13 protein-coding genes are annotated in these 14,569 nt (G+C 69.5%); 3 read left to right on the top strand and 10 right to left on the bottom strand.

Annotation, left to right across the window (positions count from 1 at the left end):
• Positions 1 to 4 precede the first annotated feature (4 nt).
• The gene (locus OG210_RS08140; protein WP_327295463.1) at positions 5 to 319 is read right to left on the bottom strand and encodes a hypothetical protein; all 315 of its coding nucleotides are present in this window, start codon (positions 317 to 319) and stop codon (positions 5 to 7) included.
• Positions 320 to 707: 388 nt separating this feature from the next.
• On the opposite strand from OG210_RS08140, the gene OG210_RS08135 reads away from it, so the two are divergent.
• Together OG210_RS08135 and typA are read left to right on the top strand one after the other, a co-directional pair.
• Complete coding sequence (locus OG210_RS08135) at positions 708 to 2,981, top strand: ABC transporter substrate-binding protein (RefSeq protein ID WP_371535537.1); 2,274 nt, start codon at positions 708 to 710, stop codon at positions 2,979 to 2,981.
• Positions 2,982 to 3,321: 340 nt separating this feature from the next.
• Positions 3,322 to 5,193, top strand: coding sequence for a translational GTPase TypA (gene typA / locus OG210_RS08130; protein WP_328331031.1), 1,872 nt, complete (start codon positions 3,322 to 3,324; stop codon positions 5,191 to 5,193).
• Positions 5,194 to 5,288: 95 nt separating this feature from the next.
• Here typA and OG210_RS08125 read toward each other — a convergent pair whose 3' ends face one another.
• The 5 genes from OG210_RS08125 to OG210_RS08105 all read right to left on the bottom strand — a co-directional run bounded on the left by OG210_RS08125 (position 5,289) and on the right by OG210_RS08105 (position 8,930).
• Positions 5,289 to 5,525 (bottom strand): hypothetical protein, encoded by a 237-nt coding sequence (locus OG210_RS08125; protein WP_328331033.1) that lies wholly within the window; start codon positions 5,523 to 5,525, stop codon positions 5,289 to 5,291.
• The gene (locus tag OG210_RS08120; RefSeq protein ID WP_371535533.1) at positions 5,522 to 5,968 is read right to left on the bottom strand and encodes a hypothetical protein; all 447 of its coding nucleotides are present in this window, start codon (positions 5,966 to 5,968) and stop codon (positions 5,522 to 5,524) included. The genes OG210_RS08125 and OG210_RS08120 overlap by 4 nt, the downstream gene beginning before the upstream one ends.
• A gap of 123 nt (positions 5,969 to 6,091) precedes the next feature.
• The gene (locus OG210_RS08115) at positions 6,092 to 7,570 is read right to left on the bottom strand and encodes a HAMP domain-containing sensor histidine kinase (RefSeq protein ID WP_328331038.1); all 1,479 of its coding nucleotides are present in this window, start codon (positions 7,568 to 7,570) and stop codon (positions 6,092 to 6,094) included.
• On the bottom strand, positions 7,567 to 8,313 hold the full coding sequence (locus OG210_RS08110; protein ID WP_371535530.1) for a response regulator transcription factor: 747 nt from the start codon (positions 8,311 to 8,313) through the stop codon (positions 7,567 to 7,569). Before OG210_RS08110 ends, OG210_RS08115 begins: the two co-directional genes overlap by 4 nt.
• Positions 8,314 to 8,468: 155 nt before the next feature.
• Positions 8,469 to 8,930 carry a GNAT family N-acetyltransferase gene (locus OG210_RS08105; protein ID WP_328331042.1) on the bottom strand — a complete coding sequence of 154 codons (462 nt, stop codon included), beginning with the start codon at positions 8,928 to 8,930 and terminating at the stop codon, positions 8,469 to 8,471.
• Between the two features lie 58 nt (positions 8,931 to 8,988).
• Between OG210_RS08105 and OG210_RS08100 the strand changes: the two genes are divergently transcribed.
• Positions 8,989 to 9,192 (top strand): hypothetical protein, encoded by a 204-nt coding sequence (locus OG210_RS08100; protein ID WP_371535527.1) that lies wholly within the window; start codon positions 8,989 to 8,991, stop codon positions 9,190 to 9,192.
• A 336-nt stretch (positions 9,193 to 9,528) separates the two neighbouring features.
• Here the strand turns inward: OG210_RS08100 and OG210_RS08095 are convergent, their stop codons facing one another.
• The 4 genes from OG210_RS08095 to OG210_RS08080 form a co-directional block, all read right to left on the bottom strand.
• Positions 9,529 to 10,548 (bottom strand): dipeptide ABC transporter ATP-binding protein, encoded by a 1,020-nt coding sequence (locus tag OG210_RS08095; RefSeq protein ID WP_328331045.1) that lies wholly within the window; start codon positions 10,546 to 10,548, stop codon positions 9,529 to 9,531.
• A 27-nt stretch (positions 10,549 to 10,575) separates the two neighbouring features.
• Positions 10,576 to 11,613, bottom strand: a complete 1,038-nt coding sequence (locus tag OG210_RS08090) for an ABC transporter ATP-binding protein (RefSeq protein WP_328331047.1) — start codon at positions 11,611 to 11,613, stop codon at positions 10,576 to 10,578.
• 59 nt (positions 11,614 to 11,672) lie between these two features.
• Positions 11,673 to 12,653 carry an ABC transporter permease gene (locus tag OG210_RS08085; protein ID WP_328331049.1) on the bottom strand — a complete coding sequence of 327 codons (981 nt, stop codon included), beginning with the start codon at positions 12,651 to 12,653 and terminating at the stop codon, positions 11,673 to 11,675.
• 109 nt (positions 12,654 to 12,762) lie between these two features.
• Entirely contained in the window at positions 12,763 to 14,526 is a 1,764-nt protein-coding gene (locus OG210_RS08080; protein WP_328331051.1) for an ABC transporter substrate-binding protein, read from the bottom strand.
• Positions 14,527 to 14,569 lie beyond the last annotated feature (43 nt).

Genomic DNA, 14,569 nt, shown 5'->3' with positions numbered 1-14,569 from the left:
GGGGTCAGGGGGCGTGCCGGTCGCGAGCGCCGATCCCCTCGTCGTCCACGTAGTCGCCGGCCGCGGAGGACGCGGCGGACGACCAGAGGGCCGCGTCGTACGGGGCGTCGGAGATGGTGACCAGATCGGGTCCGGCCGCGGGGTACGCGGCCGGTACGGCTGCACGCAGCAGGGCGAGGCTCTCGCGCAGATGGCCGGCGTCCGTACGGACCCGGCGGACCTCCAGGCCGCTGCCGAGCCGCTCCTCCAGCAGGCCGAGCGAGCGGACCAGCTCATCGAGAGAGCGCTGTGCAGCGGTCAAATCGTCGTGCAGGGGCATGACTTGCCTCACTTCCGCCGGTGCGGACGGCAAACGATCGCGCGTCGGAGAGTGTCGCGCGTCACATCACGCTTGTGAAGGGATACGGACGGATCCGCCGGAGCCAGGGGTGCGCCCCGGCGGCGCGCGGCGCGTGCGAGCGCCCCCTCATGGCTCGGCGCGGCCCGCACGAGCCTCCCCTCATGGCCCCGGTGGCCCTTGAGAACACCGCGATTGCTCCGCACGGGTGGGGTTCGGGCGGTGTCCCGCCGTGTCTCCCACGGACGGCTCGGGGCCTCCCCTTCAGTGAAGGGGTCATAGGTGTGATCAACATGAAATGCCACCAAACCCGAAGATTCACGTTCAATCCCAGCAGGACTGAGCGGGGTCGGCCCCGGAGGTATCAGCCATGTCCCACGTCGGCGTCCCACACGGGAGAGCGAAGCGTCGCAGCGTCGCGCTCCTCGCCACCGGTGTACTCGCGCTGCCCGTGCTGGCCGGGTGCGGTTCGAGTGATGACCACAGCAGTAACGCGAAGACGGTGGGGCCGGACATCGCGACGGCGTCGCGGGCCCGGGTCGCCGACGGCGGCACCCTGCGCTGGGCGGTCGACGCGATGCCCGCCACCCTGAACTCCTTCCAGGCCGACGCCGACGCGTCCACCTCGCGGATCGCGGGCGCGACGCTGCCCTCGCTGTTCACGCTCGACCGCTCGGGGCGGCCGAAGCTCAACGGCGACTACCTGGAGTCGGCCGACGTCATCAAGAAGGAACCGAAGCAGGTGGTCCGCTACCGGATCAACCAGAAGGCGGTCTGGAGCAACGGCCGGGAGATCGGGGCGCCCGACTTCGTGGCCCAGTGGCGGGCGCTCAGCGGCAGGGACTCGGGGTTCTGGACCGCGCGCAACGCCGGGTACGACCGGATCGAGAAGATCGAGAAGGGCAAGAACGACCTGGAGGTCCAGGTCACCTTCAACAAGCCGTACGCGGACTGGCGTTCGCTCTTCACGCCGCTGTATCCGAAGGAGGTCATGAGCACCCCGGACACCTTCAACGACGGGGCGCGCAAGACGCTCGCGGCGACGGCGGGGCCGTTCGCCATCAAGAGCGTGGACGCGGACGACAAGCAGGTCAAGCTGGTCCGCAACCCGCACTGGTGGGGGCGGGAGGCCAAGCTCGACTCGCTCGTGCTGACCGCCGTACCGGCCGAGGAGCGCACCGCGGCTCTCACGGCGGGCTCCCTGGACCTGGCGGACATCGACGGACAGGGTGCCGGCCGGATCACCCTCGCGGACAAGGACGGCAGCAACGGACAGCCGCTGACCCACGGCCCCGGCAGCGATGTGCAGCCCGCCGACGCCCTGCTGAACTGGGCGGCGGCGCACGGCGCGGACGGCCCGCAGGCCCAGGAGGCCGCGAGCAGGGCCGCCGAGCAGACCCGCAAGGACCGCCAGGAGTACGCGCGGCAGCAGGCGGCCCTGCACGGCTATGTGGTCCGCAAGTCCCTGGGTCCGGCCTACACCCAGCTGGCCATGAACGGCAGTTCAGGCCCGCTCCAGGACGAGCGGGTGCGCAGGGCGGTCGCCAGGGCGCTGGACCGCAAGGAGATCGCGTCCGACGTACTCAAGCCGCTCGGGCTGCCCGCCCTGCCGCCCGGCAGCCATCTGGCGCTGGCGGGCCAGGAGGACTACGCGGACAACAGCGGGGCCGTCGGCGGCCATGACCCCCGGCAGGCCCAGGCGCTGCTGGCCGACGCGGGCTGGACGGCCCAGGGCGCGCGGGAGACGGACCAGGGCACCAAGGCGGGCAGCAAGCCGGACGCATCCGGCAAGCCCGCGGAGTCCGGCAAGCCGGAGGCCTCGGGCCAGCCTGCCGCGTCGGGCAGGCCGCAGGAGTCCGCGAAGCCCCAGGAGTCCGCCCAGTCGCAGGACTCCGCGAAGCCCCAGGCGGCCGGGAAGCCCGCGGAGGGCTTCCTCGACGACTCGAAGGCCGGCGACGAATCGAAGCCGGGCGACGACTCGAAGGCCGGCGGTGACTCGAAGTCCGGTGCCGCGAACGGCGACGAGAAGCACCAGGTGGCAGGCGCGTACGCCCCCAAGGGCACCGCGGCCCCGGCCGCCGCCGCACCGGCCGCGGCGCTCGGCAAGAACGGCAAGTCGCTGACCCTGCGCCTCGTGCTGCCGTCGGGACCCGGCTCGGAGGTGATCAACAGCGTCGGCGCCAAGATCACCCAGGAGCTGGACGCGGTCGGTATCCGTACGGTGGTCAGCAAGGTCGACAGCGCCGGTTACTTCAAGGATCACATCGCGTCCGGCGACTACGACCTGGCCATCTACTCCTGGCCCGCCACCGCCTACCCGGCCACCGACGCCCGGCCGATCTACGCCAAGCCCGCTGTCGCGTCCGACGGCTCGCTCATGGTCGACCAGAACTACACCCGGGTCGGCACCGAGCGCATCGACCAGCTCTTCGACCGCGCGTCCGGCGAGCTGAACGAGAAGGCCGCACGGGACCTGGTGAAGCAGGCCGACGCCCATATCTGGGCCACCGCAGGATCGATTCCGCTCTATCAGCGCCCGGAACTCGTCGCGGCGAAGCGGGGCGTCGCGAACGCCGGAGCCTTCGGTTTCGCCACCCCCGACTATCAGGACATCGGCTTCCTGAAGTCCGCCAAGAGGTCCTGAGCATCTACCGGGACCGACCTCGTAGCCCTGCCGTAATCCCGGATCGCCGCAGGTCATGGCGGTGATCGCAAGCCCTGGCCGGGATCCGGACCCAGCGCCTCCACTTGCCCGCCGGCCCTGTCGGCGGGCAAGCTGGTGTTCCGCGCCGCAGGCCGGCCGGCGAGACCGGTCCCGCCCCCGCACGACCCTTGGTACGCAAGGGCGGGGGGCCGGTAGGCGTCGCCCGGGAAGCCCCGGGCGCGCAGGCCCCGTACCATGGGACTGGCCGTGGCGCGTCCGCCCGGCGGGCGTACCAGGACAGACGCCGCATCCCACGAGCTGAGAGAAGCGCAAGCCACCCATGCCCACGCGCCACGACATCCGTAACGTAGCCATCGTCGCCCACGTCGACCACGGCAAGACCACCCTGGTCGACGCCATGCTCAAGCAGGCCGGCGCCTTCGCCGCGCACGCCGCCGAGCACCTCGACGACCGCATGATGGACTCGAACGACCTGGAGCGTGAGAAGGGCATCACGATCCTGGCCAAGAACACGGCCGTGAAGTACCACCCCAAGGATGGCGGCGACGTCATCACGATCAACATCATCGACACCCCCGGCCACGCCGACTTCGGCGGTGAGGTCGAGCGCGGTCTCTCGATGGTGGACGCGGTCGTTCTCCTCGTCGACGCCTCCGAGGGACCGCTGCCGCAGACCCGCTTCGTGCTCCGCAAGGCCCTGGACGCCAAGCTGCCGGTCATCCTCTGCGTGAACAAGACGGACCGCCCGGACTCCCGGATCGACGAGATCGTCAACGAGACGTACGACCTCTTCCTGGACCTGGACGCCGACGAGGACCAGATCGAGTTCCCGATCGTCTACGCGTGCGCCCGTGACGGCGTCGCCTCGCTGACCAAGCCCGAGGACGGCACCGTCCCGCAGGACAGCGACAACCTGGAGCCGTTCTTCTCCACGATCCTCTCCAGCGTCCCGGCGCCGGAGTACGACGCGGACGCCCCGCTCCAGGCGCACGTCACCAACCTCGACGCGGACAACTTCCTCGGCCGTATCGCGCTCTGCCGCGTCGAGCAGGGCGAGCTGCGCAAGGGCCAGACCGTCGCGTGGATCAAGCGGGACGGCACGATCTCCAACGTCCGCATCACCGAGCTGCTGATGACCGAGGCGCTCACCCGCAAGCCGGCCGAGAAGGCCGGTCCGGGCGACATCTGCGCCATCGCCGGTATCCCGGACATCATGATCGGCGAGACGCTGGCCGACCCGGAGAACCCGATCGCGCTGCCGCTGATCACCGTGGACGAGCCGGCCATCTCGATGACCATCGGTGCGAACACCTCGCCGCTGGTCGGCAAGGGCGGCAAGGGCCACAAGGTCACCGCCCGGCAGATCAAGGACCGTCTGGACCGTGAGCTGGTCGGTAACGTCTCGCTCCGCGTCCTGGACACCGAGCGCCCCGACGCCTGGGAGGTCCAGGGCCGTGGTGAGCTCGCGCTGGCCATCCTGGTCGAGCAGATGCGCCGCGAGGGCTTCGAGCTGACCGTCGGCAAGCCGGAGGTCGTCACCAAGCAGATCGACGGCAAGACGCACGAGCCGATCGAGCGCATGACGATCGACTCGCCCGAGGAGCACCTCGGCGCCATCACCCAGCTGATGGCGACCCGCAAGGGCCGTATGGAGACCATGACGAACCACGGTTCGGGCTGGGTCCGCATGGAGTGGATCGTGCCGTCCCGCGGCCTGATCGGGTTCCGTACGGAGTTCCTCACCCAGACCCGTGGCACCGGCATCGCGCACTCGATCTTCGAGGGCCACGAGCCGTGGTTCGGTGACCTGCGCACCCGCCACAACGGTTCGCTGGTCGCGGACCGCGCGGGCGTCGTGACGCCGTTCGCGATGGTCAACCTCCAGGAGCGCGGTGTCATCTTCACGGAGGCCACCACGGAGGTCTACGAGGGCATGATCATCGGCGAGAACTCGCGCGCCGACGACATGGACGTGAACATCACCAAGGAGAAGAAGCTCACCAACATGCGTGCCGCCTCCGCGGACACCACGGAGAACGTGGTGCCGGCCAGGAAGCTGTCGCTGGAGCAGTCGCTGGAGTTCTGCCGCGACGACGAGTGCATCGAGGTGACCCCGGAGACCGTGCGTATCCGCAAGGTCGTCCTGGACCAGAAGGAGCGCGGCCGCAGCGCCTCGCGCGCCAAGCGCTGACACCTGCTTTGCCGTAGCGCCCGCGTGACGACGGCCTGTGTGACCCCGGTGAGGGGCACACAGGCCGTCGTCGTGTCCGGGTGATGCGGCAGGTGTCAGTTTCCGGAGTTGTCGGCGTCGCCGTTGGCGTCGGCCGAAGCGACGGCGTGCTCGGCGTCGTCGACCTTCTTCTGCATCTGCGGGAGCTGGTCCGGAGCGGCCGGGGAGCTGCTGCTGGATGCGGCCGGGGCCGCCTTGCCCGGCGTGGCAGCGGACGAGCAGGCCGTGGTGGCCAGGAGCGGCGCCGCGACGGCGGCAGCCGTCACCAGTACGGACAGACGTCGGCGGTTCATGCGGTGGGTGCCGCCTTGTCCTTCGCGCCGCCGTTGTTCGCCGCGCACCAGGTGGCGACGGACTTGAGGTCGGGCTGCTTCTCCTTGAGGGTGTTCAGAAGCCCCTCGCGGGCGGTGAGGCGGTCGCCGAGAAACTTGGCGATGGCTGTGTCATCGGCCTTCTTGGCGTCGGCGATGCGCTGTTCCAGGTACGCGAGGGAACCGCGGGTGCCGACGGGGCCCTCCATCCGCTTCAGCCGCCTGTCGATCCGCTTCTCCAGCTTGGGGACCCGACGGCAGAGCTTCTTCGCCCCGTCACCCTTGGGGCCCTTGGCGTGTGCGGCGGCGGAGCCCGTCCTGGCGGGGGCCGTGCTGTCGGCGGCGTACGAGGGCGCCGCGGCTGCCGTCGCGGCGAGGACGAGGCCGGCGAAGGCCGCGGTCATGGTTGCTGTGCGACGCTGCATGAGATGGCTCCACTCTCTTCAACTGCCCGGATACGGCTGAGCCCGCCCCAGGTGTGGGACACAGCGGCGGGCTGCGTGAGAGTGAAGGTAGGAGCCGTTCTTGTGGTTTCTTTGTGAGCCGGATCAGCCGGCTCCCGATCTCGCCGTGGTGCTGCCCGACAACCAGTCCCGGCGCTGCGGCACCACCGCGCCGGGCCCGTCGGGGCGGGCGAGGGAGAAGGTGATCTCGAACCGGGCCCCGCGGCCGGCGGGGCCTTCCAGCACCTGAAGACCCGCGTGGTGCAGGTCGATCTGCTGGGCGACCAACGTCAGGCCCAGACCCGACCCCGGGCTGTCGGAGCGGCGGTGGAAGCGCTGGAAGATCGCCTTCCGCTGCTCGGGCGGCACGCCTGTCCCCTGGTCGTCCACCGTGAGAACGACCGTCGGGGCGCCGCTGTCACCGGCTGCCCGCAGCGCCACGGCCACGTGTGCGCTGCCGTCCGCGGACCGGCCGTGCGCCAGGGCGTTGGCGAGCAGATTGTCCAGCAGTGAACGCAGCCCGGGCTGCCATCCCTGCACCGTCAGACCCGGATCGCTCTCGAACGTCACCTCCGCGTCGGGATGTGTGCGGCGCAGGTCGGACACGGCCGCGTCGGCCAGCTCGGCCAGGTCGACCGGAGTGAACGCGTCCGCCCCGACCAGGTCTCCCTGAGCGAGAGCCCGCAGCATCAACAGCAGCCCCAGCAACCGTGCGTGCCCCCGCCGTAGTTCCGCCACGGTCTCGGCACGGTCGGTGGGATCGAGGTCCTGGAAGGCGTCGAGGATGTCGAGGTTGGTCTGCATGCTCATCAGCGGGGTCCGCAGCTCGTGGGACGCGGCGGCGGAGAACGAACGCGCGGTGGCCAGTGCCTCAGCGGTGCGGGCCGCTTGTTCGTCGTAGCGTGCGAGAAACGTCTGGAGCGTGCGCGCGAGGTCGTCGACTTCGGTGATCCGGGTCGGCGTGTGCTCCAGGCGGGCCGCACTGGTATGCGGGTCCAGGCCGCTGGTGCGCTGCTGCAGGCGCCGCAGCGGTCGCGCCGCTCCGGCAGCCAGGGCCCACGCCAGGGCTGCGGACAGTGGTGCGGCGAGCAGCGAGACGGTGATCACCCGGCTGCGTACGAGCTGGAGCTGCCCCTGGCTCGCGGCCTCGGGCGAGAAGAGCCACAGCGTTCCCCGGACGCCGTCCTGGGGGTCGGCCACGGGGACCGTCAGGGCGCGCCATGTCCTGCCGCGGGAGCGGACCGTGACGGGATGGCCTGTCCGGGTCGGCAGGTGCACGGCGGGGCCGGGTTGCGGGCCGTCCATGACGGTGCCGTCCGGGCCGGTCAGGCGGATACCGATGTCCAGAGCCGAGGTGAACAGCGTGTGCTGGCGGGCCTGTTCGGCGCGCGGGTGGTCCTTGGAGGTGGCGCGGAGCAGACCGCGTGCCGCCGACGCGACACTGTGCGCACGCTTGTCGAGCAGGCGGTCGGCCTGCGTGTGCAGATCCCTGCTGACCAGGCCCACCAGCACCCAGCCCGCTGCCGCCACCAGGAGGGGCACCACAGCCCCCACCACGATCGCGATGCGGGTGGACAACCTCACGACCCGTACCTCTTCCCGCTGCTCCCGCTGCTCCCGCTGCTCCCGCCCATCCCGTCATCGCGCAGCACGAAGCCGACGCCACGCACGGTGTGCACGATGCGAGGGCGTGCGCCCGCTTCCAGCTTGCGGCGCAGATAGCTGACGAAGGTGTCCACCGCGTCGTTGCGGACCTCGAAGTCGTAGCCCCACACCCGGTCCAGCAGCTGTTCGCGGGAGAGGACCAGACCGGCGTTGCGGGCCAGGACTTCGAGCAGTTCGAACTCTCGCCGGGTCAGCTCCACCGGCCTGCCGTCCAGACTGGCGGTGCGCGCCGCGGCATCGAGCAGCAGGCCACCGACGCGTACGGAGCCGGTGGCGGCGGGCGGCCGGCGGCGAAGCAGCGCGTGCAGTCGCAGTACCAGCTCATCCAGGGCGAACGGCTTGACCAGGTAGTCGTCTCCGCCGGCCTGAAGCCCTGCCACCCGGTCCGCCACCTCGTCCAGGGCGGAAAGCATCAGCACCGGTATGTCGTTGCCGGCGGCCCGCAGGTGGCGGCAGACCCCGATGCCGTCGAGGCCGGGCATCGAGATATCCAGGACCACGACATCCGGAGCCTCGTCCGCCACCTTGGCCAGCGCGCTCCGGCCACCGTCCGCCAGGTCGACGGTGAACCCGTTCAACCGCAGGCCGCGCCCCAGCGACCGCCGGATCGAGATGTCGTCGTCCACCAGCAGAACCCGCCCACAGCCGGCTGTCGCACCCATTACCGCCTCCGCCCACCGCCGTACCGACCACCGGAACGCAGTCGGCGTTCCTGGCCCGCCGCCTTCCCGTACCGCCGGGAGCCAGTCCCTGCGCGAAGGGTAGCGAGAGCGATCCAGGCAGCTTCGGCCCCGGCGGCCTCCGTCCGGGACCGCCGTCAGGCCGGGCCGCGGTACTGGTGCATCATCACCGCCGGGTCCGGGGTCCAGTACGCGTGCACGGTGGCCGTCCGGGTCCATCCCAGCCGCTCGTACAGCGCGATCGCCGTGGTGTTGGTGGTGACCACGTCCAGGAGCGGGCGCAGCCCCGATTCCCTTGCCGCACCGGTGAGACGGGCCATCAGCAGCTCACCTATGCGGTGGCCGCGTGCGGCCGGGGAGACGTACAGCCGGTTCACCTCGCAGGTGCCCGCCTTCTCACCCGGCGACAGCACCGCGTGCCCGGCCACCTCGCCGTCGAGTTCGGCCACCCAGGCGCCGAGCAGGCCGTCCGGTGTGATCCAGGCGGCGGGGTCGGCGGGCCAGTGGAGCGGATAGCGGTCCCCGGCGTGCACATCGGCGAGGATCCGGACGCAGGCGTCCAGGTCGGAGTTCCGGCGGAGGCGTACGTGTGCGGTCATCGGGTCATCGAAACACAGAGTGCTTGCGGGGCCTGAGCCCTCCCTGTTGGATGAGTGGATGGCTACCGGCACCGGCACCATCGACGACCACGGTCCGATACGCACCCCGCCGGCACCGGGCGGAACGGTCATCTTCCTGAACGGGACGTCCAGTTCAGGGAAGTCGAGCATCGCCGCCGAGCTGCTGCCGGTCCGCCCGCGGCTGACTGCCTTCCGGCAGTTGCGGGACCGGATGCTGACGCCCGGTGCGCGGAACGGATAGCGCGAGGACGGATAGCGCCGGAACGGATAGCGAGTCCGTCACGCACCGGCTTGAGCCCGTTTTTATGACCCGGCTTTCTGTTTCACCGAGCGTCACACCGCGCCGACTAATCTCCCCGATGTCCGAATTCTGACTGCGGAACGTAGCGCCGCGGCGGCCCGCGTCAGCCGTACAGCGGGGAGGCCGGGCAGTGCCGGTGGCCGCGCGGCGACAGCACAGGACAGCACACAGCGCAGCGCCCCGCACGGCGGTGCGGGGCGCTGTCCGGGCGGGGCTTGGGCGCTCCGGGCCGGACCGGTCAGCGGCCGGGAGGGGACGTAGCCCGTAGCGAGGCGATCAGGCCGCGGCCGTGGGCTCCTCGGGGAAGTGGCACGCCGTCAGGTGGCCGGGCTTGCTGTCCGTCAGCTGGACGAGCGGCGGCTCGTCGGTGGCGCACTTCTCGGTGGCCTTCCAGCAGCGCGTACGGAACCGGCAGCCGCTCGGCGGGTTCAGCGGCGACGGGACGTCACCGACCAGACGGATGCGGTTGTCCTCCTTCTCCGTGCCCTCGTCGGCGACCGTGGCCTCCGGGACGGCGGAGAGCAGCGCCCGGGTGTACGGGTGCCGCGGGGCGCTGTAGAGCGTCTCGCGGTCGGCGATCTCGACGATCTTGCCGAGGTACATGACGGCGACGCGGTGCGAGAAGTGCCGGACGATCGCCAGGTCGTGGGCGATGAAGAGGAAGGAGATCCCCATCTCCTTCTGGAGCTTCTGAAGGAGGTTGACGACCTGCGCCTGGATCGAGACGTCGAGCGCCGAGACCGGCTCGTCCGCGACGATGAGCTTGGGCTCCAGGGCGAGGGCGCGGGCGACGCCGATGCGCTGGCGCTGGCCGCCGGAGAACTCGTGCGGGAAGCGGTTGTAGTGCTCCGGGTTGAGACCGACGATCTCCAGGAGCTCACGGATCCGGTGCTCCCGGCCGCCCTTGGGGTTGATGTCGTTGACCTCCATCGGACCACCGACGATCTTGCCGACGGTCTGACGGGGGTTGAGCGACGAGTAGGGGTCCTGGAAGATCATCTGGATCTCGGAGCGGACCGGCGCCAGTTCCTTGCGGGAGGCGTGCGTGATGTCCTGGCCCTGGTACGTGATCTTGCCGGACGTCGGCTCCATCAGCCGGGTTATCAGCCGTCCGGTGGTCGACTTGCCGCAGCCGGACTCGCCCACCAGGCCGAGCGACTCGCCCTGGTGGACGGCGAAGTCGAGGCCGTCGACCGCTTGGACGTCCGCGACCTTGCGCTTGAACGGGAATCCGCCCATCACCGGGAAGTACTTGGTCAGGCCGGTGACTTCGAGCAGGGGGGTGTCGGTGGTCATGTTCGTTCGTTTCCCTTTGGCTCTGGGTCAGCTCAGCCGGGGCTGGATCTGGTCGGCGAAGATGTCCTTCTTCTGGGCTGGGCTGAGGTGACAGGCGGAACCGCGCCCCGCGGCGAGTTCCAGAGGCGGCCGCTCGCTGGAGCAGATGTCGCCCTCGACCTGGTCCTTGAAGGTGCACCGGGGGTGGAAGCGGCAGCCCGTCGGCGGGTTCAGCAGGCTGGGCGGCGAGCCCGGGATCGGCATCAGCGGGATGTCGACCGGACCCTTCAGGCTCGGCATCGAGCCGAGCAGCCCCCAGGTGTACGGGTGCTGGGGCGCCCGGAGCACCTCACGCTTGGTGCCCCGCTCCACGCAGCGGCCGCCGTACATCACCAGCACGTCGTCCGCGATGTCGGCGATCACGCCGAGGTCGTGGGTGATGAAGACGATGGCCGTGCCGAACTCCTGCTGGAGGTCCTTGAGGAGGTCCATGATCTGCGCCTGGACGGTGACGTCCAGCGCGGTCGTCGGCTCGTCGGCGATCAGCAGCTCGGGGTCGCAGACCAGCGCCATCGCGATCATCGCGCGCTGGCGCATACCGCCGGAGAACTGGTGCGGGAAGTCGTCGACCCGCAGGTCCGGCTGTGGGATGCCGACCCGGGTGAGCATCTCGATCGCCCGCTTCCGGGCCTCCTGCTTGGAGGCACCGGTGTGCTTCCGGTATGTCTCGCCGATCTGCCGGCCGACGGTGTGGAACGGCGACAGCGAGGCCAGGGCGTCCTGGAAGATCATCGCCATCTTGTTGCCGCGCAGCTGCTCCAGCTCGCGCTCACTGGCGCCGAGCAGCTCCTTGCCGTCGAGGGTGATCTCGCCGTTGATCTGGGTGCGCTCTCGGTCGTGCAGGCCCAGGATCGTCAGGTTGGTGACGGACTTGCCGGAGCCGGACTCGCCGACGATGCCGAGCGTCTTGCCCTTCTCCACGTCGAAGGAGAGGCCGTCGACGGCCTTGACTGTGCCGTCCTCGGTCGAGAAGTGGACCTGTAGGTCCCTGACAGAGAGGAAGGGCTGCTGATCGGTGCTCGTCACGAGGACGCTCCAGGAAGTGTTGCGGGGATCGGGGGTGGGGCGGAGACGGCGGGAGCGGGTCAGGCGAGACGGATCCGCGGGTCGATGAGGCCGTAGATGGCGTCCACGAAGATGTTGAAGAAGACGATCGCCGCGGCCGCCACGAGCGTGACGCCCAGGAGCATGGGCAGGTCGCTCGTGTCGACGGACTGCACCGCGAGCCGGCCGATCCCCTGGATGCTGAAGACCTGTTCGGTGATGATCGCGCCGCCGATCAGCGTGCCCAGGTCGATGCCGAAGATGGTGACGATCGGCCCCATGGCACCGCGCCACGCGAAGCGGAAGAAGACCGAAGACCGGGAGAGTCCCTTGGCGCGCGCCGTGCGGACGTAGTCCTCGGTGAGCTGTTCGACCAGCTGCGAGCGGGTCATACGCGTGTAGTTCGCCGTGAAGATGATGGAGAGCACCAGCCACGGCAGCAGCAGCCCGGACGCCCACTTGACCGGGTTCTCCGTCAGCGGCGTGTACGAGGGCTGGTCGAGCAGCCCCATCTGCTGGACCAGGATGAACATCGCGATGTAGCCGACGAAGTAGATCTGCAGCGAGGATCCGAGCAGCGAGATGGAGCTGGCGATCTTGTCGAGCGCCTTGCCCTGCTTGACGGCGGCGATCATGCCGGCGCCGACGCCGATGATCAGGAAGAAGAAGGCGGAGCCCAGCGCGAGCGAGATCGTCAGCGGCAGCCGGTCCAGGATCGTGCCGAGGACGGGCTGGCGGTTGGTGAAGGAGTAACCGAGGCAAGGGGCCGGGCAGTGGCCGTAGTTGCCGTAGTCACGGCCCATGACGATACCGACCAGATAGTGCCAGTACTGGACTGGCATCGGGTCGGCTATCCCCAGGTTGTGCCGGATCTGAGTGAGCAGCTCGGGCGTGCAGGTCTTGCCGCAGGCCATGCGCGCCGGGTCACGGGGGATCGCGTAGAAGAGGTAGAAGACGATGGCGCTGATGACCAGCAGGATGACGATAGCGCCGGTCACGCGGCGGAGAAGAAATCGAAGCATGGGGTCGTGACTTTCCGGGTGGGGCGCCGTCGCCGAGGTGTAGGGAGCGGGGGAGGGCCGGGGGCCGGGGGCGGGCAGCCGATCGGGCCGCCCGCCCCCGGACGACGTACTACGCCGTGGTGTAGATCTTGCAGATCGCCATACCGGTCGCGCCGGCGTCGTAGTACAGACCGCCGATCTTGGAGCCGTGGAACCAGTTACGGATCGGCCAGTAGTCCGGGACGACGGCCGCCAGTTCCATGATCTGGCGGTCGATGGCGCCGAAGGCCGCGTCGGCCTTCTTCTGGTCCGTGATCAGGGCCGCCGCGTCGATTGCCTTGTTGACGCTCGCGTTGTTCAGCTGGGGCCAGTTCGAGGCGCCGTTGGCGATCACACGGCCGTCGAAGGTGGGCTGCAGGGCGGTGTAGCCGCCCGGCCAGTCGGCGGACCAGCCGGCCGCGAACATGTCGTAGGTGTTGTCGATCTGGGCGATCTGTGTGTAGAAGGTGGTCTTGTCGACCTGCTTGGTGATCGGGGTGAAGCCCGCCTTGGTGAGGGCGTTCTTGATGGCCACGGCCGTCTTGACGGCGTAGTCCGACGCCTGGAAGGCGATGACGACCTTCTGGCCGAGCTTGCCGGCCTCCTTCAGCATGGCCTTGGCCTTCTCCGGGTCCCCGGTCGGCTTCTTGCGCTTGCCGTAGAGGTCGAAGTCGGTGTGGCCCGGGGTGAGCGGGCTGATGATCGTGGTGGCGATCTCGGAGGACGCGGTGCCACCGCGGATCAGCTGGCACTGCTGCGACGGCCACGCGTAGTTGAGCGCCTGGCGGACCTTGACGTCCTTGATCCGCGTCGTGTTGATGGCGTAGTAGTACGTCGCGTTGTCGAGGTGCGTGAAGACACGCTTCTTCATCGCCGGGTCGCCGAGCACCTTCTGCATGCGCTCGGGGGCGACCTCGTTGAACATCGACACGGTGTGCTGGTCGTTGCCCTGGTCGGCGATGTAGCGGTCCGTGGACGCGAGCAGCTGGAAGCCGAACTGGAGCTGCCACTTGTCGGGGTACGCGTTACGGATCGGGTCCGTCTTCGGGTCCCAGTGCGGGTTGCGGGAGATCGACATCGACTTGCCCGGCTGACGGCTGTCGATCTTGTACGGGCCGCAGGAGAACGGCTTCTTGTCGTACTCCGCCTTGGTGTCGTGCTTCTTGGGCACGAGAGAGAAGGCGCGCATACCGAGGCACAGGTTGAAGTCGGCGCGGGCCGTGTTCAGGTGGAAGGTGACGGTCTTGCCGCTGATCTCGATGGAGTCGAGGTGCTTGCCCTCGTAGGGGCCCTTGTAGCCCTTTCCGCCGACCAGCCACTGCTGCGGGTAGCGCGGACCGTACGTGATGAAGGTGGCGAAGAGCCGCTCGAAGGTGTGGCGGACGTCCTCGATCGTGACGTCGGAGCCGTCCTCCCACTTGCCGCCGTCCTTCAGCGTGAAGGACCAGGTCTTGCCGCCGTCCTTCATCGTGCCGGCGTCGGTGGCGAGGTCGCCCACCAGGGTGGAGGTGCCGTCCTCGGAGACCTTGTAGCCGACCAGGCCGCGCATGAAGAGCGGGGTGATCCAGCCCTCGTAGCTCGACCAGATCTGCGCCGGGTCCAGGTGGTCGCAGTCGAGCTGGTCCATCGTCCAGATCGTGCCGCCCTTGACCGCGCCCGGAACCTCGGGAGCCGGACCGACGGAGTCGGCCTTGGTGCCTATGACGATCTTGCTGGCCTTGCCCTTGCTGACGTTCGGGGCGCCCTTGTCACCACCGCCACCGCCACCGCCGCCGCTGCTGCATGCGCTGAGGACGGTGGAGCTGGCCGCGGCCACTCCGGTGGCGATGAGGAAGTTTCTACGGGAGAAAGGCATGGCGTATCGGTCCTTGGGATCGGTGGACGAGGCAGGTGCGACA

Source organism: Streptomyces sp. NBC_00466 (assembly GCF_041433995.1).
Taxonomy (GTDB): domain Bacteria; phylum Actinomycetota; class Actinomycetes; order Streptomycetales; family Streptomycetaceae; genus Streptomyces.
The sequence above is the reverse complement of the archived record's forward strand: the minus strand, read 5'-3'. Positions and strand labels throughout refer to the sequence as shown.